This is a genomic window from Ciceribacter sp. RN22, from assembly GCF_024054295.1.
Taxonomy (GTDB): domain Bacteria; phylum Pseudomonadota; class Alphaproteobacteria; order Rhizobiales; family Rhizobiaceae; genus Allorhizobium; species Allorhizobium lividum.
The window spans coordinates 1,906,576-1,925,045 of record NZ_JAMXLD010000001.1 but is presented as its reverse complement, the minus strand read 5'-3'; the positions used below and the strand labels follow the sequence as shown (position 1 = coordinate 1,925,045).

At 64.4% G+C, this 18,470-nt stretch carries 19 protein-coding genes; 8 read left to right on the top strand and 11 right to left on the bottom strand.

Annotated features, from left to right (window positions below):
- Window positions 1–170: 170 nt before the first annotated feature.
- The 6 genes from recX to coaD form a co-directional block, all read right to left on the bottom strand.
- Entirely contained in the window at window positions 171–728 is a 558-nt protein-coding gene (gene recX / locus NHF53_RS09535) for a recombination regulator RecX (protein WP_252833985.1), read from the bottom strand.
- A 43-nt stretch (window positions 729–771) separates the two neighbouring features.
- Window positions 772–1,902, bottom strand: a complete 1,131-nt coding sequence (tgt, locus tag NHF53_RS09530) for a tRNA guanosine(34) transglycosylase Tgt (RefSeq protein ID WP_252833984.1) — start codon at window positions 1,900–1,902, stop codon at window positions 772–774.
- A gap of 2 nt (window positions 1,903–1,904) precedes the next feature.
- Window positions 1,905–2,987, bottom strand: a complete 1,083-nt coding sequence (gene queA / locus NHF53_RS09525) for a tRNA preQ1(34) S-adenosylmethionine ribosyltransferase-isomerase QueA (protein WP_252833983.1) — start codon at window positions 2,985–2,987, stop codon at window positions 1,905–1,907.
- A 77-nt stretch (window positions 2,988–3,064) separates the two neighbouring features.
- A complete protein-coding gene (locus tag NHF53_RS09520) occupies window positions 3,065–3,574 on the bottom strand; it encodes a peptidylprolyl isomerase (RefSeq protein ID WP_114363286.1) in 510 nt (169 codons plus the stop codon).
- A gap of 41 nt (window positions 3,575–3,615) precedes the next feature.
- Window positions 3,616–4,185: a peptidylprolyl isomerase gene (locus NHF53_RS09515; protein ID WP_252833982.1), complete on the bottom strand. Its 570-nt coding sequence runs from the start codon at window positions 4,183–4,185 to the stop codon at window positions 3,616–3,618.
- A gap of 28 nt (window positions 4,186–4,213) precedes the next feature.
- Window positions 4,214–4,708 (bottom strand): pantetheine-phosphate adenylyltransferase, encoded by a 495-nt coding sequence (gene coaD / locus NHF53_RS09510; protein WP_252833981.1) that lies wholly within the window; start codon window positions 4,706–4,708, stop codon window positions 4,214–4,216.
- 359 nt (window positions 4,709–5,067) lie between these two features.
- Here coaD and NHF53_RS09505 point away from each other — a divergent pair, with 359 nt between their 5' ends.
- Together NHF53_RS09505 and NHF53_RS24080 are read left to right on the top strand one after the other, a co-directional pair.
- A complete protein-coding gene (locus tag NHF53_RS09505; protein ID WP_170141850.1) occupies window positions 5,068–5,220 on the top strand; it encodes a hypothetical protein in 153 nt (50 codons plus the stop codon).
- A 50-nt stretch (window positions 5,221–5,270) separates the two neighbouring features.
- Window positions 5,271–5,405: a hypothetical protein gene (locus NHF53_RS24080; protein WP_256481255.1), complete on the top strand. Its 135-nt coding sequence runs from the start codon at window positions 5,271–5,273 to the stop codon at window positions 5,403–5,405.
- Window positions 5,406–5,621: 216 nt separating this feature from the next.
- Here NHF53_RS24080 and gyrA read toward each other — a convergent pair whose 3' ends face one another.
- The gene (gyrA, locus tag NHF53_RS09500) at window positions 5,622–8,393 is read right to left on the bottom strand and encodes a DNA gyrase subunit A (protein WP_252833980.1); all 2,772 of its coding nucleotides are present in this window, start codon (window positions 8,391–8,393) and stop codon (window positions 5,622–5,624) included.
- Between the two features lie 184 nt (window positions 8,394–8,577).
- Here gyrA and NHF53_RS09495 point away from each other — a divergent pair, with 184 nt between their 5' ends.
- Window positions 8,578–9,207 (top strand): MarC family protein, encoded by a 630-nt coding sequence (locus tag NHF53_RS09495; RefSeq protein WP_252833979.1) that lies wholly within the window; start codon window positions 8,578–8,580, stop codon window positions 9,205–9,207.
- 31 nt (window positions 9,208–9,238) lie between these two features.
- Here the strand turns inward: NHF53_RS09495 and NHF53_RS09490 are convergent, their stop codons facing one another.
- The 3 genes from NHF53_RS09490 to NHF53_RS09480 form a co-directional block, all read right to left on the bottom strand.
- Window positions 9,239–10,108 (bottom strand): alpha/beta fold hydrolase, encoded by an 870-nt coding sequence (locus tag NHF53_RS09490; protein WP_252833978.1) that lies wholly within the window; start codon window positions 10,106–10,108, stop codon window positions 9,239–9,241.
- Window positions 10,109–10,379: 271 nt separating this feature from the next.
- The gene (locus tag NHF53_RS09485; RefSeq protein WP_252833977.1) at window positions 10,380–10,634 is read right to left on the bottom strand and encodes a hypothetical protein; all 255 of its coding nucleotides are present in this window, start codon (window positions 10,632–10,634) and stop codon (window positions 10,380–10,382) included.
- Window positions 10,635–10,699: 65 nt separating this feature from the next.
- Window positions 10,700–11,206 carry a single-stranded DNA-binding protein gene (locus tag NHF53_RS09480; protein WP_114363279.1) on the bottom strand — a complete coding sequence of 169 codons (507 nt, stop codon included), beginning with the start codon at window positions 11,204–11,206 and terminating at the stop codon, window positions 10,700–10,702.
- 258 nt (window positions 11,207–11,464) lie between these two features.
- Here NHF53_RS09480 and uvrA point away from each other — a divergent pair, with 258 nt between their 5' ends.
- The 5 genes from uvrA (at window position 11,465) to NHF53_RS09455 (ending at window position 17,504) form a co-directional block, all read left to right on the top strand.
- Window positions 11,465–14,386: an excinuclease ABC subunit UvrA gene (gene uvrA / locus NHF53_RS09475; RefSeq protein ID WP_252833976.1), complete on the top strand. Its 2,922-nt coding sequence runs from the start codon at window positions 11,465–11,467 to the stop codon at window positions 14,384–14,386.
- 3 nt (window positions 14,387–14,389) lie between these two features.
- A complete protein-coding gene (locus tag NHF53_RS09470; protein WP_252833975.1) occupies window positions 14,390–14,608 on the top strand; it encodes a hypothetical protein in 219 nt (72 codons plus the stop codon).
- On the top strand, window positions 14,605–14,877 hold the full coding sequence (locus NHF53_RS09465) for a hypothetical protein (protein WP_252833974.1): 273 nt from the start codon (window positions 14,605–14,607) through the stop codon (window positions 14,875–14,877). The genes NHF53_RS09470 and NHF53_RS09465 overlap by 4 nt, the downstream gene beginning before the upstream one ends.
- 10 nt (window positions 14,878–14,887) lie before the next feature.
- Entirely contained in the window at window positions 14,888–15,691 is an 804-nt protein-coding gene (locus NHF53_RS09460; protein ID WP_252833973.1) for a DUF72 domain-containing protein, read from the top strand.
- A gap of 160 nt (window positions 15,692–15,851) precedes the next feature.
- Entirely contained in the window at window positions 15,852–17,504 is a 1,653-nt protein-coding gene (locus NHF53_RS09455) for a Na/Pi cotransporter family protein (RefSeq protein ID WP_252834950.1), read from the top strand.
- 42 nt (window positions 17,505–17,546) lie between these two features.
- On the opposite strand, the gene NHF53_RS09450 is transcribed toward NHF53_RS09455, so the two are convergent.
- Window positions 17,547–18,443: an EamA family transporter gene (locus tag NHF53_RS09450; protein WP_252833972.1), complete on the bottom strand. Its 897-nt coding sequence runs from the start codon at window positions 18,441–18,443 to the stop codon at window positions 17,547–17,549.
- Window positions 18,444–18,470: the final 27 nt, after the last annotated feature.

The window sequence follows — 18,470 nt, the reverse complement described above, 5'->3', positions numbered from 1 at the left end:
CCAGCCGGTCAGATCGGGGCTGGTCGGAGTGCCGTGCGGCAGCCCAAAGTGACATTTCAACTTTGCGCCGGAACGGACATTTCAATCTGGCCGCCACATTGGATGTGGGCGAGTGGCTTCCATAATGAAGTGCCGCGGTGTCGCCTCTCGACGTGTTGCCGCGTCTGCTCTCACAGAGAACCGAGTGTCGCCTGATCCGCGAGGATTGCTTCCGCCTCGTCGCGCTCCATCGCCATCACCCTGCGCGTGATGTCGAAGCTGAAGCCGTTGCGGGCGAATGCGGAGAATTCCCGCGTCTCGCGTTTGTCGTCGCCCTCGGCCCGGCGGAACGGACCGAAGCCGCGCTTGCGGGCGAAGATCAGTGCGGACGGCAAATCATCGGTCTCGGCCAGCGCCTCGGCGACGGTCTCCCGGTCGATGCCCTTGTCGACGAGCTTGCGGGCGATCGCGCGTTTCGACTTGCCGCTCCGCGCCGAGGACCGCGCCTTGATCTCGGCATAGGACACATCATCGAGCGCCCGCAGCTGCCGGCCGAAGTCGACGGCCGCGGCCGCGAGCGCCGCCACCTGTTCGTCGCTGATCTCTTCGAACTTCTGCCGCGCCTTGCGCGAGACGGCATCGGAAAGCTCGCGCTCGGTCATCATCTTGCGGGAGAGCCGGTAGGCCGCCGAGTTTCTGGCCCAGGCGAGCATGCGCGTCGTCGGCGCTTCGGTTTCGCCCTCGTCCATCGCCCTACCCTAATATCGCATATCGTCGATGTACGATATATTATCAGCGCGCGTCGACATCGCCTCTCGCCCACATTTCCTGGGTTTCGGCCATGAAGTCGGCGAAACGGCCTTCCTCAATCGACTTGCGGATGCCCTGCATAAGCTCCTGATAGTATGCGAGATTGTTCCACGAGAGCAGCATCCCGCCGAGCGCCTCGTTCGAGCGGACGAGATGGTGGAGATAGGCACGCGAATAGTCGCGGCTTGCCGGGCAGTTCGACTGCTCGTCGAGCGGACGCATGTCCTCGGCATGGCGGGCATTGCGGATGTTGACCTTGCCGCGGCGGGTGAACGCCAGCCCGTGGCGGCCGGAGCGGGTCGGCATCACGCAGTCGAACATGTCGACGCCGCGGGCGACCGATTTCAGGATGTCGTCGGGCGTGCCCACCCCCATCAGATAGCGCGGCTTTTCGGTGGGGAGAACCGGCAGCGTAATGTCGAGCATGTCGAGCATCACCTCCTGCGGCTCGCCGACGGCAAGCCCGCCGACGGCATAGCCCTTCAGATCGAGCTGTTTCAGTCCCTCGGCCGAGCGGATGCGCAGGTCCGGGATGTCCCCGCCCTGCACGATGCCGAACATCGCCTTGCCGGGCTGCTCGCCGAAGGCGACGCGGCAGCGCTCCGCCCAGCGCAGCGACATTTCCATGGCGCGCTCGATTTCCTTGCGTTCTGCGGGAAGCGCCACGCATTCATCGAGCTGCATCTGGATGTCGCTGTCCAAGAGCCCCTGGATCTCGATGGAGCGCTCGGGCGACATGTGATGGGTGGAGCCGTCGACATGGCTCTTGAAGGTGACGCCCTGCTCGTCGAGTTTCCTGAGGCCGGAGAGCGACATGACCTGGAAACCGCCGCTATCGGTGAGGATCGGATACGGCCAGCGAATGAGCTCGTGCAGGCCGCCGAGGCGCGCGACACGCTCCGGCCCCGGCCGCAGCATCAGGTGATAGGTGTTGCCGAGGATGATGTCGGCGCCGAGCTCGCGCACCTGGTCGAGATACATCGCCTTGACGGTGCCGACCGTGCCAACCGGCATGAAGGCCGGTGTGCGGATGACGCCGCGCGGCATCGAAATCTCGCCGAGACGGGCCTTGCCGCTGGTGGCCTTGAGCTTGAACTCGAATTTCTCGTGCATGGTCAGGATTTCCGGAAAAGCAGGCTGGCGTCGCCGTAGGAATAAAATCGATAGCCGGATTCGATTGCATGGGCATAGGCCGCACGCATGGTGTCGAGGCCGGCAAAGGCCGAAACCAGCATGAACAGCGTCGATTTCGGCAGGTGGAAATTGGTCATCAGCACGTCCACGGCCTTGAAGCGATAGCCCGGCGTGATGAAGATGCCGGTCGGGCCGGACCACGGCTCGATGCGACCGGAGGCGTCTGCCGCGCTCTCGACCAGCCGCAGCGACGTCGTGCCGACGCAGACGATGCGCCCGCCCCTCGCCTTCACGGCGTTGAGCCGCGCCGCCGTCTCGGCGCTGACATGGCCGGTCTCCAGATGCATCTTGTGGTCGTCGGTGTCGTCGGCCTTGACCGGCAGGAAGGTGCCGGCACCGACATGGAGTGTCACGAAATGGCGCTCGATGCCGGCCCTGTCGAGCGCCTCGAAGAGCGCCGGCGTGAAATGGAGCCCGGCGGTCGGGGCGGCGACGGCGCCCTCCTCGCGAGCATAGACGGTCTGGTAGTCGGTGCGATCCTTCTCGTCCTCGCCGCGCTTGGAGGCGATATAGGGCGGCAGCGGGATATGCCCGACCGTCATGATCGCCTCGTCGAGCGCCGGTCCGGAGAAATCGAAGCGCAGCGTCACCTCGCCCGCCTCGCCCTTTTCCTCGACCACGGCGCCGAGGGTTCCGAGCAGGCAGGTATCGCCGGTATGGCCGAACTCTATGCGATCGCCCACCTTGATGCGCTTGCCGGGACGGGCAAAGGCCTTCCAGCGTTCCGGCCCGATCCGCATGTGGAGGGTGGCGGAAACCGGCGTCTGTTGCGCGCCCTCACGCAACCGCTTGCCTTCGAGCTGGGCCGGGATGACCTTGGTGTCGTTGAAGACGAGGGCATCGCCGGGGGACAGGAAGGACGGCAGGTCGAAGACGTGGCGGTCTTCGAGCACCGGCCCGCCATCCGGCCTGACGACGAGCATGCGGGCACTGTCGCGCGGGCTCACGGGCCTCAGCGCAATACGCTCCTCCGGCAGGTCGAAATCGAAAAGGTCTACGCGCATGGTGTCTCGGCTTTGGGAAAACGCGAAACCCGCCCGGGCGTCATGGACGCCGGGCGGGCTCTGAAAGCGGCTCTCACTCAGGCGTCGGCGGCGACCTTCATCGAGACGATCGAATCCGGATCGCGCACGGGTTCGCCGCGCTTGATCTGGTCGATGATCTCCATGCCTTCGACGACTTCGCCCCAGACGGAATACTGCTTGTTGAGCCAGGGAGCGTCGGTGAAGCAGATGAAGAACTGCGAGTTGGCGGAGTTCGGGTTCTGCGAGCGGGCCATCGAGCAGGTGCCGCGCACGTGCGGCGTGGCGGAAAACTCGGCCTTGAGATCCGGCTTGTCGGAACCGCCCATGCCGGCGCGCGCCGGATTGAAGCTCGGGCCGCCCTGCTTGCCGTACTGCACGTCGCCGGTCTGGGCCATGAAGTCCTCGATCACGCGGTGGAAGACGACGCCGTCATAGGCCCCTTCCCGCGTCAGTTCCTTGACGCGGGCAACGTGGCCGGGCGCGACCTCGGGCTTCAGCGCGATCACGACCTTGCCCTTGGTGGTTTCCATGATGATGGTGTTTTCCGGATCCTTGATCTCGGCCATAGATTTACTCCTCTCGGGGGGCACGGAGGCCCGTTTTAAGATTACCTGCCGACCGTGACCTTGAGCATCGCGTCGGGATCGCTGACTTCGCCGTTGGCGCCCTCGCCGCGCTTGATCTTGTCGACATATTCCATGCCCGCGACGACCTTGCCGACGACCGTGTACTGGCCATTGAGGAAGCCGCCGTCGGCGAACATGATGAAGAACTGCGAATTTGCCGAGTCCGGGTCCTGGGCACGGGCCATGCCGACGGTGCCACGCTCGAACGGAATGTTGGAGAATTCAGCCGGAAGATCGGGGAGCTTGGAGCCGCCGGTTCCGGCACGGGCCGGATCGTAACCGTCCTTGAGGTCGCCGAATTCCACATCACCGGTCTGCGCCATGAAGCCGTCGATCACCCGGTGGAAGGCGACGTTGTCATATTCGCCCTTGCTGGCGAGCTCCTTCATGCGCTCGACATGTTTCGGAGCGACTTGCGGAAGCAATTCAATGACAACCGGTCCGTCCTTCAACTGGATCGTGAGGATATTCTCGTTCGACTGCGCGTTGGCCGTGCCGAAAAGTCCGGCGACCGCGAGCGTCGCGGCAAAGGCAAGATGAAGCAGCTTCATGGTGGCTCCGTAGTGTTTTGCTAACAGGTCAGGACTTGAGCCTGGATTTGAGTGCCGTCAGGACCGAGGCCGGCACGAAGGCGCTGACGTCTCCGCCCATGGAGGCGATCTGGCGGACCAATGTCGCCGTTATGGGCCGCGACGCGGTGCCGGCCGGCAGGAAGATCGTCTGCAGATCGGGCGCCATCTGGTAGTTCATGCCCGCCATCTGCATCTCGTAGTCGAGATCGGTGCCGTCGCGGAGCCCGCGCACGAGGAGCTTTGCGCCATGGCGGCGGGCCGCATCGACGGCAAGATTGTCGAAGGAAACGACGGAGATGTCGGCCACCCGCTCAGGCATCGCTTCGGCGAGCGACAGGCGGATCAGGTCCGCCCGCTCGTCATAGCTGAACATCGGCGCCTTGCCGGGATGAATGCCGATACCGACGATCACCTTCGACACGACGTTCAGGGACTGAACGAGAACGTCCAGATGCCCGTTGGTCATCGGATCGAACGATCCTGGGTAGAAGGCAATGGTCATGGCGTCCCGGATTCTTTGTTTGGAGCCTTTTGTCACGGACAGTCGGAAATCGCAAGGGACTTGGCCGGTGGGCGACGTTCGCCGCATGTACCAAAGAAGGTCGCGCGCGCACCCGTCGGACCGGGCCGCTCCGTCGAATTCGCACCCGCACACCCCTTCCCTGTCAGGCTCTTTTGGAGTATCGGCTGCGATCGATGCTGCGTTGCACAACGGCGGGCGGAAAGATGAACGCCAGATGAACAAGCCATTAAGGCGTGCTTCAGCCTGACCTTGATATCAGATTTTCATGATGCAGAGGAACAATGCCATGGGCAGAGCATTCTTTGCGCGATGCGGCAGTTTCAGAAAGGACGAAGGCCATGACTGATAAAGTGACCCTTATCAACTTGGTTTGGCTCGCGACCATGACGGCGATGCTTGCGACCTCCGTCACGTTCTACATGAGCGAGAAGAACGACGCCAAGTTTTACGGGCCGCCGATGACGGCGAGCTACCACACTTTCGGGCACTGATCTTTCACCACAGGCGCAGCCACAGCGGACGAGAGACGAGGAGGACGTAGATGTTCATGACACTTGCCGTACTCGCAGCCCTCATCTGCGGGATGTTCGTCGCCTCCGTGACAACGACCGTTTCGGCGCTACGTCGCGAGAGCGAAGACTACAAGTCGCTGATGGAAAGACATAGGGCATTCTAGCGGCGCTCGGCCGCCCGGACCTCCAGGAAACGATACCGGCCGCAGGGATCCACACTTGCGGCTACGGCGGGCATCTTGCTCCGTCGGCCTCGATCAGAAATCGAGCCTCCGCCACAGGCTGGCGCGAGGCTCTTTTCATGCGCATCTGCACCTTGGCGCCGCAATGATCCGAAGAAAGAGGCCGCCGGATCGCCCCGACGGCCTATTCCGTGTTCGTTATTCGGCGTCGCCCTGGCCCTCTGCGGGCATCTCGTCCGCCACATCCTCGACGTCGGCCTCGCCTTCGGGCTCGCTGATCCGCTCGACCGAGACGACCTTTTCGTCCTTGGCGGTGGAGAAGATCGTGACGCCCTTGGTCGCGCGGCTTGCGATGCGGATGCCGTCGACCGGCACACGGATCAGCTGGCCGCCGTCGGACACCAGCATCAGCTGGTCGTTTTCCTCGACCGGGAAGGCGGCGACCAGTTCGCCGATCTCCGCCGTCTTCGAGGTGTCGGTGGCGCGGATACCCTTGCCCCCGCGGCCCGAAGTGCGGAAGTCATAGGAGGACGAGCGCTTGCCGAAGCCCTTTTCCGAAACGGTGAGCACGAACTGCTCGCGGACCTTGAGCTCCTGATAGAGCTCTTCGGAAAGGTCGGCGAGTTCGCCCACCTCTTCGCCGACAAGCGCGATGTCCTCTTCGTCCACCCCGCTGGCGCGCCGTTCGGCGGCCGAGCGCTTGAGATAGGCGGCACGCTGGGCGGCGTCGGCATCCACGTGGCCGAGGATGGTCATGGAGATCAGCCGGTCACCGTCGGCGAGCGTGATGCCGCGCACGCCGATCGAATTGCGGCCGGCGAAGACGCGAACCTCGTCGACCGGGAAGCGGATCGCCTGGCCGAGCGCGGTGGTGAGCAGCACGTCGTCGCGATCGGTGCAGGTCTCGACGGAGAGGATTTCGTCGCCCTCCTCCTCGAGCTTCATCGCGATCTTGCCGTTGCGGTTGACCTGGACGAAATCCGAGAGCTTGTTGCGGCGTACCGTGCCTCGGGTCGTCGAGAACATGACGTCCAGGTTTTCCCAGGTCTTCTCGTCTTCCGGCAGCGGCATGATGGTGGTGATGCGTTCGCCGGGCTCCAGCGGCAGCATGTTGATGAGCGCCTTGCCGCGCGAGGTCGGGGTGCCGATGGGCAGCCGCCAGACCTTTTCCTTGTAGACGATGCCGCGTGAGGAGAAGAACAGAACCGGCGTATGGGTGTTGGCGACGAAGAGGCGGGTCGCGAAATCCTCGTCCTTCATGGCCATGCCGGAGCGGCCCTTGCCGCCGCGCCGCTGTGCGCGGTAGGTCGCGAGCGGCACGCGCTTGATGTAGCCCGCATGCGAGACGGTGACGACCATGTCCTCGCGGGCGATCAGGTCCTCGTCGTCCATGTCCGGACCGCCTTCGATGATCTCGGTGCGGCGAGGCGTGCCGAATTCGTCGCGAACGGCGGCGAGTTCAGCCTTGACGATCTCCTGGATGCGCAGGCGCGAGGAGAGGATTTCGAGGTAGTCGGCGATCTCGGCGCCGATCTTGTTCAGTTCCTCGTCGATCTCGTCACGGCCGAGCGCGGTGAGGCGCGCCAGACGCAGCTCGAGGATCGCGCGGGCCTGCTCTTCCGAGAGGTTGTACGTCAGGTCCTCGTTGATCCGGTGGCGCGGATCGTCGATCAGCCGGATCAGTGCCTCGACATCGTGCGCCGGCCAGCGGCGCTCCATCAACTGCTCGCGGGCCGTCTGCGGATCGGGCGCGCGGCGGATGAGATTGATGACTTCGTCGATATTGGCGACGGCGATGGCGAGACCGACCAAGACGTGCGCGCGTTCGCGCGCCTTGCGCAGCAGGTACTTCGTTCGCCGGCTGACGACCTCCTCGCGGAAGGAGACGAAGGCCCGCAGCATGTCGAGGAGCGCCATCTGCTCCGGCTTGCCGCCGTTCAGCGCCACCATGTTGCAGCCGAACGAGGTCTGCAGCGGCGTGTAGCGGTAGAGCTGGTTGAGGATGACGTCGGCATTGGCGTCGCGCTTCAGTTCGATGACAACGCGGTAGCCTTCGCGGTCGGACTCGTCGCGCAGGTCGGAAATGCCCTCGATGCGCTTCTCGCGCACCAGTTCGGCCATCTTCTCGATCATCGTCGCCTTGTTCACCTGGTAAGGAACCTCGGTGATGATGATCTGCTCGCGGTCGCCGCGCATCGGTTCGACCCTGGCGACACCCCGCATGATGACCGAGCCACGGCCGGTCTCATAGGCCGACTTGATGCCCGAGCGTCCGAGGATCATTGCGCCGGTCGGGAAATCCGGGCCCGGAATGATCTGCATGAGTTCGGGCAGCTCGATCGCCGGATTGTCGATGATGGCGATGCAGCCGTCGATGACTTCACCGAGATTGTGCGGCGGAATGTTGGTCGCCATGCCGACGGCGATGCCGCCCGCGCCGTTGACGAGCAGGTTCGGGAACTTCGCCGGAACGACGACCGGCTCGGAGAGCGTGCCGTCGTAGTTGTCGCGGAAGTCGACGGTTTCCTTGTCGAGGTCGTCGAGCAGCGAATGGGCGGCCTTCTGCAGGCGGCACTCGGTGTAACGTTCGGCCGCCGGCGGATCGCCGTCGATCGAGCCGAAATTGCCCTGACCGTCGATCAGCGGCAGGCGCAGCGACCAGTCCTGGGCCATGCGCGCCAGCGCGTCGTAGATCGCCGCGTTGCCATGGGGGTGATACTTACCCATGACGTCACCCGTCACGCGGGCGCACTTGACGTACTTCTTGTTCCAGTCGATGCCCAGTTCGGACATGCCGTACAGGATGCGGCGATGGACCGGCTTCAGGCCGTCGCGGACGTCCGGAAGGGCGCGGCTGACGATTACGCTCATGGCGTAGTCGAGATACGACCGCTGCATTTCCTCAATGATGGAAATCGGCTCGATGTCGGACGGGGACTTGCCGCCGCCGGGAGTGCTTTGCTCAGTCAAATCTGGTCACGATCTCTGTTCGGAATCACTGTCTAGCTTATAGCCGAAAGGGCGCCGTGGCGCCAATTTCGCAGCAGGTTTTGAACAGCTTTTGCGGCGCTGGAAAGGCAGAACGATCAAATACCTAGACAAATTCGAGGCTGTCGGTGCTACTCTTCGCGAAATCGCAGGAGAGGCAGACACGATGGCACCGACGGACGCACTGATAACGGCATTCACCACGCTCCTGGTGACGCTCGATCCGCCGGGCCTGGCGCCGCTCTTTCTCGGCCTCACGCAGGGCATGACCGGTGCGCAGCGCCGCCAGGTGGCGGTCCGCGGTTCGCTCATCGCCTTTGGAATCCTTGCCGTTTTCGCCGTCTTCGGCTCGGGCATCCTCGGCGTGCTCGGCATCTCGATGGGCTCCTTCCGGATAGCCGGCGGCCTGATGCTGTTTGCGATCGCCTTCGAGATGATCTTCGAGAAGCGCAACGAGCGGAAAGAGAAGACCAAGGACGACGCGATCACCCGCGACCACATCCATCATCTTGCCGTTTTCCCGCTGGCGATCCCGCTGATCGCCGGCCCCGGCGCGATCTCCGCGACGGTGCTGATCGCCGGCACGATGGACGGCATCGCCGGCAGGATCGGGCTGATCGGGGTCATCGCCGTGTGTCTGGCGCTCGTCTTCCTTGCGCTGATGCTCGCCGAGCGGCTCAACCGCTTTCTCGGCGTCACCGGCCGCGCGCTGCTGACCCGCCTGCTCGGCGTGCTGCTTTCGGCGCTCTCGGTGCAGTTCGTCGTCGACGGGGTCAAATCGGCCTTCGCCGGGTGAGACGCCGGCGTTGCCGCCGGCGCCCGCTCTCTCAGCTACGGTGCAGGAAGTCGAGGAGCGTCGCGTCGAAGCGTTCGCTTTCCTCGAACTGCATGGTGTGCCCGCTGTGTTCGAACATTTCGATCGTCAGCCGCGCGAAGTCGCCCGGGAACGGTTCCCATGCCGCGGGCGGTGCGATGAGGTAGTCGAAACGCCCGAGTGCGAGGAGCGCCGGCGCCATGACGCCGCGCGCAAGCGCGTGCATGTCGATCTCACGGAACACCTCGCCCCACAGATGATCGAAGCCGATGTCGTTGATCCAGACGCCGTCCCATAGCGGACGCGCATCGAAACCGGGATCGAACCAGCTGCGGGCGCCGAGCCGGATCAGCAGGTGCTTGAAGCGCTCGTGAGGACGGGCGGCGATGTCACCGGCGAGCTTCGCCATCTCCCGGTCGAAAATCGCCCTGCGCTCGGGCGAGGCTTCCGCCGCCCAACGCCGTTCCGCCCACTGCGCGAGCTCAGCACCCTGGTTCGGGCCGGTGCCCGCGAGCACGACGTGGGAGACGCGGCCGGGAAAACGGCGCGCATATTCGAGTGCCATGTAACCGTGGCCCGAATGCCCGAGAATGGCGAGGCGCTCGAGGCCGAAGGTCTGCCGCGCCAGCTCGATGTCCTCGATGATACGGTCGAAGGCAAAGTCCCTCGCCTGCACCGGCCCCAGCGGGCGGGCGAAGCATCTGTGATCGACGAAGTGGAGGCGGACCGAACGGCGAAGTCCAGGCGAGAAGGTCCGCGCGTAGTAGAGGCTGCTGCCGATGACCAGCACGGGGAGCCCCTGCCCTTCGATCGCGCAGCCGAGCTCGAAAACGCCCGAGCGAATGATGCCGCGCTCGGCGCGGCCGTAATTCATTTTTTCCATGATGTATCCGATAGTGCGGTTCGCCGCGCCGTGTCTGGCTGCGGGAACCGGACGTTGATCCAAGAAAAGCGCACAAGCTCACGCGACCGCGAAGGCCGGCAAGATCGCGCAACGATTTTCGTGGTCAAGGTCGCTAACGGATGAGGCGCATGGGACTTTCTCTCTGAATGGTCAACCGCAAGCGACGCGGGTGCCAGCATCGAGCCGTCGGCAGCAATACTGCTCCTGCTCATCGCAAACAAGGGGCTGTATAGCCCCGCCGGCGGTCAGGTCAGCGCTGCGCCTTCAGGATGCGCTTCCAGATCGTGCCGCCGAGATAGCGGTTGAACACGACGAAGTAGAGGACGATCAGCGCAAACAGCACGAAGGCCGGCAGGCCGTTCAGCTGGAAACCGCCCTCCGTACGGCCGCCGGTCACCGAGGCGACCAGAAAGCCGAGCACGAAAAAGGCGGTGAAGAAATCGAGCAGTGCCGCGAGCACGATGCGCCAGGTCGCGGGTCCGGTATCCGTCTTCGTCTCTCCCATCGAAAGCCCCCTTTCGGATCAACGAGAAGATATGGCACGCGACCGGCCGGACGGTGGTCCCGGTATCAGAACGGGATGTCGTCGTCGAGATCGCGCGAGAAATTGCCGCCGCCACCAGCCTGGTTGCCGGTGCGGGCCGGCGCACGGGACGGCTGGTTGTAATCGTCGCCGTAGCCGCCGCCGAAATCGCTGCCGCCACGCGAGGCGCCACCGCCCTCGCCGCGGCCGCCGAGCATGGTCAGGTTCGAATTGAAGCCCTGCAGCACGACTTCGGTCGAATAGCGATCGTTGCCGTTCTGGTCCTGCCACTTGCGGGTCTGCAGCTGACCTTCGACATAGACCGTCGAGCCCTTCTTCAGGTACTGTTCGGCGACCTTGCAGAGACCTTCGTTGAAGATCACCACGGTGTGCCACTCGGTCTTTTCCTTGCGCTCGCCGGTGTTGCGGTCGCGCCAGGATTCGGAGGTCGCGATGCGCAGGTTGGCGATCGGACGGCCGTCCTGGGTCCGGCGGATTTCCGGATCCGCGCCGAGATTCCCGATCAGAATTACCTTGTTCACGCTACCAGCCATAACACACACCTTGGGAAGAGAGGGCGCCGGACCGGCCGCACCCGCATTTGTCGATTTCCGCCACCTTAAACCAATCGCGGGCGGCGATGGAAAGTCTTAACCGTTAATCCACAGCGAAAAATGTTCTTTATTTGTTCTAATGATTGCCTATGATCCTGTCAACCGACTCGAAATGTGACCCGCGACGTCCTGTTCCGCCTCGACAGAGGCACAGTCATGACTAAATAAGGACTGTCCTTCTCCAAGCGAGCCTTGTCCATGAGTGAACTGAAGACCATTTCCATCCGCGGCGCCCGCGAGCACAACCTGAAGGGCATCGATCTCGAGCTGCCGCGCAACAGCCTGATCGTGATGACCGGCCTTTCCGGCTCGGGCAAGTCCTCGCTCGCCTTCGACACGATATACGCCGAGGGACAGCGCCGCTACGTGGAGAGCCTTTCGGCCTACGCCCGGCAGTTCCTGGAGATGATGCAGAAGCCGGACGTCGACCAGATCGACGGGCTTTCGCCGGCGATCTCCATCGAGCAGAAGACGACTTCGCGCAATCCGCGCTCCACCGTCGGCACGGTGACCGAGATCTACGACTACATGCGCCTGCTCTTCGCGCGCGTCGGTGTTCCCTATTCGCCGGCGACGGGCCTTCCGATCGAGAGCCAGACGGTCAGCCAGATGGTCGACCGCATCCTCGCCTTCGAGGAAGGGGCGCGCCTCTATATCCTTGCGCCGATGATCCGCGGCCGCAAGGGCGAGTACAAGAAGGAGCTCGCCGACCTGATGAAGCGCGGCTTCCAGCGCGTGAAGATCGACGGGCAGTTCTACGAGATCGCCGAGGCGCCGGCGCTCGACAAGAAGTACAAGCACGACATCGACGTGGTGGTCGACCGCGTGGTGGTGCGCTCCGACATCGGCGCGCGCCTCGCCGACAGCCTGGAGACCTGCCTCAAGCTCGCCGACGGGCTGGCGATCGCCGAGTTCGCCGACAAGCCGCTGCCGGCCTCGGAGACGGCCGCCGGCGGCTCGGCCAACAAGTCGCTGAACGAGACGCATGAACGGGTGATGTTCTCGGAAAAGTTCGCCTGCCCGGTCTCCGGTTTCACCATTCCGGAGATCGAGCCGCGGCTCTTCTCCTTCAACAATCCCTTCGGCGCCTGCCCGACCTGCGACGGGCTCGGCTCACAGCAGAAGATCGACGAGGCGCTGATCGTGCCGGAGGCACAGCGGCGGCTGAACGACGGGGCGATCGCGCCCTGGGCGAAATCCTCCTCCCCCTACTACAACCAGACGCTCGAATCCCTCGGCAAGGTTTTTGGTTTCAAGCTCTCGAACCGCTGGTCGGACCTGAGCGAGGAGGCGCAGCGCGCAATCCTGCACGGCACGGAAGAGAAGATCGAGTTCCACTATGCCGACGGGGCGCGGGCCTATACGACGACCAAGACCTTCGAAGGCATCGTGCCGAACCTCGAACGGCGCTGGAAGGAGACCGACAGCGCCTGGGCACGCGAGGAGATCGAGCGGTTCATGTCGGCGGCCCCCTGCCCGGCCTGCGCCGGCTACCGGTTGAAGCCGGAGGCGCTCGCCGTCAAGATCAACGGCCTGCACATCGGCGAGGTCACCGAGATGTCGATCCGCGTCGCCGGTGCCTGGTTCGAGACGCTGCCGGCAAAGCTCAGCGACAAGCAGAACGAGATCGCGGTGCGCATTCTCAAGGAGATCCGCGAGCGGCTGCGCTTTCTGAACGATGTCGGGCTCGACTATCTCTCGATGTCGCGCAATTCCGGCACGCTTTCGGGCGGCGAGAGCCAGCGCATCCGCCTCGCCTCGCAGATCGGCTCGGGGCTGACGGGCGTGCTCTACGTGCTCGATGAACCGTCGATCGGCCTGCATCAGCGCGACAACGCCCGCCTCATCGAGACGCTGAAACACCTGCGCGACATCGGCAATACGGTGATCGTCGTCGAGCACGACGAGGACGCGATCCTCTCCGCCGATTACGTGGTCGACATCGGCCCGGCGGCCGGCATCCACGGCGGCGAGGTGGTGGCGCAGGGCGTTCCCGCCGAGATCATGGCCAATCCGAATTCGCTGACGGGCAAATATCTCTCCGGCGAACTCGGCGTCGCGGTTCCCGCCGAACGCCGCAAGCCGAAGAAGAGCCAGCAGATCAAGGTGATCGGCGCACGGGGCAACAACCTGAAGAACGTCACCGCCAGCATCCCGCTCGGCGTGTTCACGGCCGTCACCGGCGTTTCCGGCGGCGGCAAGTCGACCTTCCTCATCGAGACGCTCTACAAGGCGGCGGCACGCCGCATCATGGGCGCGCGCGAAAACCCGGCCGAGCACGACCGCATCGACGGCTTCGAGTTCATCGACAAGGTGATCGACATCGACCAGTCGCCGATCGGCCGCACGCCGCGCTCGAACCCCGCGACCTATACCGGCGCCTTCACGCCGATCCGCGACTGGTATGCCGGCCTGCCGGAGGCGAAGGCGCGCGGCTACCAGCCGGGCCGCTTCTCCTTCAACGTCAAGGGCGGCCGCTGCGAGGCCTGCCAGGGCGACGGGGTGATCAAGATCGAGATGCACTTCCTGCCGGACGTCTACGTCACCTGCGACGTCTGCCACGGCAAGCGCTACAACCGCGAGACGCTCGACGTGACCTTCAAGGGCAAGTCGATCGCCGACGTGCTCGACATGACGGTCGAGGAAGGCGTCGAGTTCTTCTCCGCGGTGCCGGCTGTGCGCGACAAGCTGCAATCGCTCTTCGACGTCGGCCTCGGCTATATCAAGGTCGGGCAACAGGCGAACACGCTTTCCGGCGGCGAGGCGCAGCGCGTGAAGCTCGCCAAGGAACTCTCCAAGCGCTCGACCGGCCGCACGCTCTATATCCTCGACGAGCCGACGACGGGGCTTCATTTCCACGACGTGGCAAAGCTCCTCGAAATGCTGCACGAGCTCGTCAGGCAGGGCAATTCAGTGGTGGTGATCGAGCACAATCTCGAAGTGATCAAGACGGCCGACTGGGTGATCGACTTCGGTCCCGAGGGTGGCGACGGCGGCGGCGAGATCGTCGCGACCGGCACGCCGGAGCAGATCGTCGAGGCCGAGCGCTCCTATACCGGCCAGTTCCTCAAGGAACTCCTGGAGCGGCGGCCGATGCGGAAGGTGCAGGCGGCGGAGTGAGCTATGAGCGAGACCCTTGAGCTTGTCTGTAAGCTCGTCGAGCGAGACAAGTTCAGGGTGTCGGTACATGCAGTGCAGGAACTGGTCGACGACGGGCTCCTGATCGAACCCATCATTCGTGCAGTTGCGACAGGCAAGCAGGAGCCTGCCGTCCTGGTCACCGCGTACCGTCCCGATCCGCAGCGCTGGGATGCGAGTTTCACACGGAGGCGTCAGCGATGACCCGTAAATCAGTGCAGCTCATTCGTGAAGGTGAACGCGTGGCGGAAGTCTCCGTGGAGATCGAGGAAGCTGGCGCATGGGGAGCGACGGTCGGTTTCGCGGACATTGCGAAGCTCGATCGCGTGCGCCGGGCGTTGCGTGCCGGCGATATCCGCGGCGCGCTCGAGGATGCAAAGGTCTACCGGTTGGTTCCCGAGACTGATGGCAGAGTCTCGGCTCGCGGTTTCGGCGAAGATCCACAAACACCCTTGAACCACAAACCGAAGTGAGGGCAGCGTCATGACCCAGGCAGGCACAATCCGTACCGGCATCGGCGGCTGGACCTTCGATCCGTGGGAAGGCACCTTCTATCCGGAGACGCTGCCGAAGAAGAGACAGCTCGAATATGCGAGCCGGGAGCTGACGGCGATCGAGGTCAACGGCACCTATTATTCCAGCCAGAAGCCGGAGACCTTCGCCAAATGGGCGTCGGAGGTGCCGGAGGGCTTCGTCTTTTCGCTGAAGGCGAGCCGCTTCTGCACCAATCGCAAGGTGCTCGCCGAGGCCGGGCCATCGGTCGAGAAGTTCCTGACCCAGGGGATCACCGAGCTCGGCGCGCATCTCGGGCCGATCCTCTGGCAGTTCATGGGAACGAAGAAGTTCGAACCCAACGATTTCGAGGCCTTTCTGGCGCTGCTGCCGAAGAACCAGGACGGGATTGCCCTTCGCCACGTCGTCGAACCGCGGCACGCCTCCTTCCAGGTGCCGGAATTCATTGCGCTGTTGAAGAAATACAATGTCGCGGCGGTCTGCGCCGACCACCACGACTATCCGATGTTCGCCGAGCCGACGGCCGATTTCGTCTATGCGCGGCTGCAGAAGGGCGAGGACGAGATTCCGACCTGCTATCCCGAGAAGGAAATCGACGCCTGGGCCGGCCGGCTGAACCGCTACGCCGCGGGCGCGATGCCGGACGACCTGCCGAAGATCGCCGACGAGGCGGTGGTCGAGAAGAAGCCGCGCGACGTCTTCGCCTTCTTCATCACCGGCGGCAAGGTCAATGCGCCGAACGGCGCAAGGGTGCTGCAGACGGCGGTTTCCTGACCTCCGGGACAAGGTCGACCGGGCCTACATGACGAAATTGTGACACTGGCGAATCTGGGATATGGTCCGTCGTATTGCCGACCTCATCGGGGCCGGAAATAGCGGAGGCTTTCCGGCTGCGGCCTGGAAGGGCCGTTTCCCTCAACATTCCGGGTTCCTCATGTCGGGCATCGTCGTCTTCATCAATCTCGCCGGCGCCGTCGCGCTGCTCCTGTGGGCGACGCGCATGGTGCGCACCGGTATCGAACGCGCCTACGGCCATGTGCTGAAGGACAAGCTGCGGCTCGCCGTCGGCAACCGGGTCACCGCCGGCGCCGCGGGCTTCGCGCTTGCCGTGGCGCTGCAGAGCGCGACCGCCGTCGCGCTGATCGTCGCCTCCTTCGTCGCCGGTGGCTATGTCTCGTCGGGGATCGGCATCGCCACCCTGCTCGGCGCCGATTTCGGCTCGGCCTTCGTCGTGCGCATCCTGCGCCACGATCTCTCGCTCCTGATCCCGATCCTGCTGCTGATGGGCACCGTGGCATTCCGCGCCTCGGAAACGCGTGGCTGGCGGCAGGCGGGTCGCATCTTCTTCGGGCTCGGTCTGCTGCTCCTGTCGCTCAGGCTGATCGGCGAGGCCTCCGACCCGCTGCGCACGAGCCAGATCCTGCCGCTCCTCATCAACTATCTCTCGCGCGACTGGATCACCGCCTTCCTGCTTTCGGCGCTGCTTGCCTGGGCCTTCCACTCCAGTGTTGCGACCATCCTGCTATTCGCCTCGCTTGCGGACCGCGGGCTGCTGCCGCCGGTGCTGATCATCCCGATGGTGCTCGGTGCGAATTTCGGCGCAGCGGTGATCGGCGCCATGCTGACCAAGAACGCCGAAAGCGCCGCCCGCGTCGTGCCGCTCGGCAACGTCGTCATCCGCGGGCTCGGCACGCTCGCCGCGCTCGCCGTCCAGCTCGTCCTCGTGGTGCCGTCGGGACTTTTCGCGAGCCATCCCGGCGACGCCGTCGTGATGGTGCACCTGGCGCTCAACGGCGCGGTGCTGCTTCTCGGCCTGCCGTTCGCCGGCGTCGTGGCCGGGCTGCTCGAACACCTGCTGGCGAAGCCTGAGGCCACCGAGACGGAGGGACCGGAGGAGCGGCTATCGGCACTCAACCCGGCCGACCTCGCCAACCCGAAACAGGCGATCGCCAACGCCACCCGCGAGGTGCTGAGCGTCTGCGACAAGACCGAGGTGATGCTGAACCGCATCTTCGAACTCTACGAGACCTTAGATCCGAAGAAGCTGCAGCGCCTGGAGGCGCTCGACGACGAGATCGACCGCACCCATCGCGACATCAAGTTCTATCTCGCGCGGATTTCGGAAAGCGCGCTCGACGAGGAATCGGCTGCGCAATCGCAGAACTTGCTGAGTGCGGCGATCAAGGTCGAGCAGGCGGCGGATATCATCGCCCAGAACATGGCGACGAGAGCGCGCAAGAAGCACGATCGCAAGGTCGCCTTCTCCGACGAAGGCTGGAGCGAGCTGAAGGCCATGCACAACGAAGTGGTCAAGAACGCGCGCCTCGCCTTCAACCTGCTGGTCGACCGCGACGTCGAATATGCTCGCCAGCTCGTCGCCCGCAAGGAGGTTGTGCGCAACCTCGTGCGCCAGAGCGAGGAGCGGCACCTGCAGCGGCTGCGCGACGGCAATATTGCGAGCTTCGAATCGAGCTCGCTGCACATCGACACGATGCGCGACCTCAAGGAGATCAATTCGCTGGTCGCCTCGATCGGTTATCCGCTGCTCGAGGACGAGGGCATGCTGCGGCGCAGCCGTCTGCTCTGACGGGCGGAACCGCCTCGGCCTGCTTCTTGGGTTGCCGCTCGCTCAGGAGCCGGCGGCTTCGCCGACCGGCGCCTTGCGGGCGAGCCAGCGCGGATTGAAGACGTTCATCACCAGACCGAGGACGATCAGCGCGGCGGCGATGACGCGCAGCAGCCCGAAATCCTCGCCGAGCACCAGGGCTGCCGACGACATGCCGAAGACCGGGACGAGCAGCGAGAAGGGGGCCACGGTCGAAACCCCGTAGCGGCTGATCATCGCCCCCCAGACCGCAAAACCGAAGACGGTGGCGCCATAGGCGACGAAGAGCACGGCCCCTGCCCCTTCGAGATTGAGGTTCGCCAGCGCCTGCAGGTCGCGGTCCCAGCCCTCGAACAGGGCGGAGATGATGAAGAGCGGGATCGGCGGCACGAGGCTCACCCAGACCATCAGGTTCAGCATCTGAACCTTGCCGACCTTCTTCATCAGCATGTTCGAGCAGGCCCAGGCGACGGCGGCGGCAAGCACGAGCACGAGGCCCGCGACGGTGAATGTACCATCGATCGAGCTGGCGATGAGCGCGACACCTGAAAAGGCGAGGACCATGCCCGCGACCTGCAGCGGCCTCGGCCGGTCACCATAGATCAGGAAGGCGAGCAGGACGGTGAAAAAGGCCTGCGATTGCAGGAGCAGCGACGCAAGCCCGGGCGGTGCGCCGACATTCATGCCGATGAAGAGGAAGGAGAACTTCACCACGCCGAGCATCAGGCCGATGCCGAGGATCAGCCGCCAGGGCACATCCGGCCGGCGGATGAAGAAGGCGAGCGGCAGGGCGGCGAAAAGGAAGCGGAGCGCGGAAAAGAGGAGCGGCGGGAAATTGTCGAGGCCGAGCTTGATCACCACGAAATTGAAGCCCCAGACGGCGGCGACGAGGACGAGCATCAGGATGTGAAGGGGCGACATGGGGCGAATCTCCGGCGCGCTGGTGGA

Excerpts from the sequence above, each read along its gene's own strand:
- recX (WP_252833985.1), bottom strand. The coding sequence starts at position 728 with ATGGACGAGGGCGAAACCGAAGCGCCGACGACGCGCATGCTCGCCTGG.
- tgt (WP_252833984.1), bottom strand. The coding sequence starts at position 1,902 with ATGCACGAGAAATTCGAGTTCAAGCTCAAGGCCACCAGCGGCAAGGCC.
- queA (WP_252833983.1), bottom strand. The coding sequence starts at position 2,987 with ATGCGCGTAGACCTTTTCGATTTCGACCTGCCGGAGGAGCGTATTGCG.
- NHF53_RS09520 (WP_114363286.1), bottom strand. The coding sequence starts at position 3,574 with ATGGCCGAGATCAAGGATCCGGAAAACACCATCATCATGGAAACCACC.
- NHF53_RS09515 (WP_252833982.1), bottom strand. The coding sequence starts at position 4,185 with ATGAAGCTGCTTCATCTTGCCTTTGCCGCGACGCTCGCGGTCGCCGGA.
- coaD (WP_252833981.1), bottom strand. The coding sequence starts at position 4,708 with ATGACCATTGCCTTCTACCCAGGATCGTTCGATCCGATGACCAACGGG.
- NHF53_RS09505 (WP_170141850.1), top strand. The coding sequence starts at position 5,068 with ATGACTGATAAAGTGACCCTTATCAACTTGGTTTGGCTCGCGACCATG.
- NHF53_RS24080 (WP_256481255.1), top strand. The coding sequence starts at position 5,271 with ATGTTCATGACACTTGCCGTACTCGCAGCCCTCATCTGCGGGATGTTC.
- NHF53_RS09495 (WP_252833979.1), top strand. The coding sequence starts at position 8,578 with ATGGCACCGACGGACGCACTGATAACGGCATTCACCACGCTCCTGGTG.
- NHF53_RS09490 (WP_252833978.1), bottom strand. The coding sequence starts at position 10,108 with ATGGAAAAAATGAATTACGGCCGCGCCGAGCGCGGCATCATTCGCTCG.
- NHF53_RS09485 (WP_252833977.1), bottom strand. The coding sequence starts at position 10,634 with ATGGGAGAGACGAAGACGGATACCGGACCCGCGACCTGGCGCATCGTG.
- NHF53_RS09480 (WP_114363279.1), bottom strand. The coding sequence starts at position 11,206 with ATGGCTGGTAGCGTGAACAAGGTAATTCTGATCGGGAATCTCGGCGCG.
- uvrA (WP_252833976.1), top strand. The coding sequence starts at position 11,465 with ATGAGTGAACTGAAGACCATTTCCATCCGCGGCGCCCGCGAGCACAAC.
- NHF53_RS09470 (WP_252833975.1), top strand. The coding sequence starts at position 14,390 with ATGAGCGAGACCCTTGAGCTTGTCTGTAAGCTCGTCGAGCGAGACAAG.
- NHF53_RS09465 (WP_252833974.1), top strand. The coding sequence starts at position 14,605 with ATGACCCGTAAATCAGTGCAGCTCATTCGTGAAGGTGAACGCGTGGCG.
- NHF53_RS09460 (WP_252833973.1), top strand. The coding sequence starts at position 14,888 with ATGACCCAGGCAGGCACAATCCGTACCGGCATCGGCGGCTGGACCTTC.
- NHF53_RS09455 (WP_252834950.1), top strand. The coding sequence starts at position 15,852 with ATGTCGGGCATCGTCGTCTTCATCAATCTCGCCGGCGCCGTCGCGCTG.
- NHF53_RS09450 (WP_252833972.1), bottom strand. The coding sequence starts at position 18,443 with ATGTCGCCCCTTCACATCCTGATGCTCGTCCTCGTCGCCGCCGTCTGG.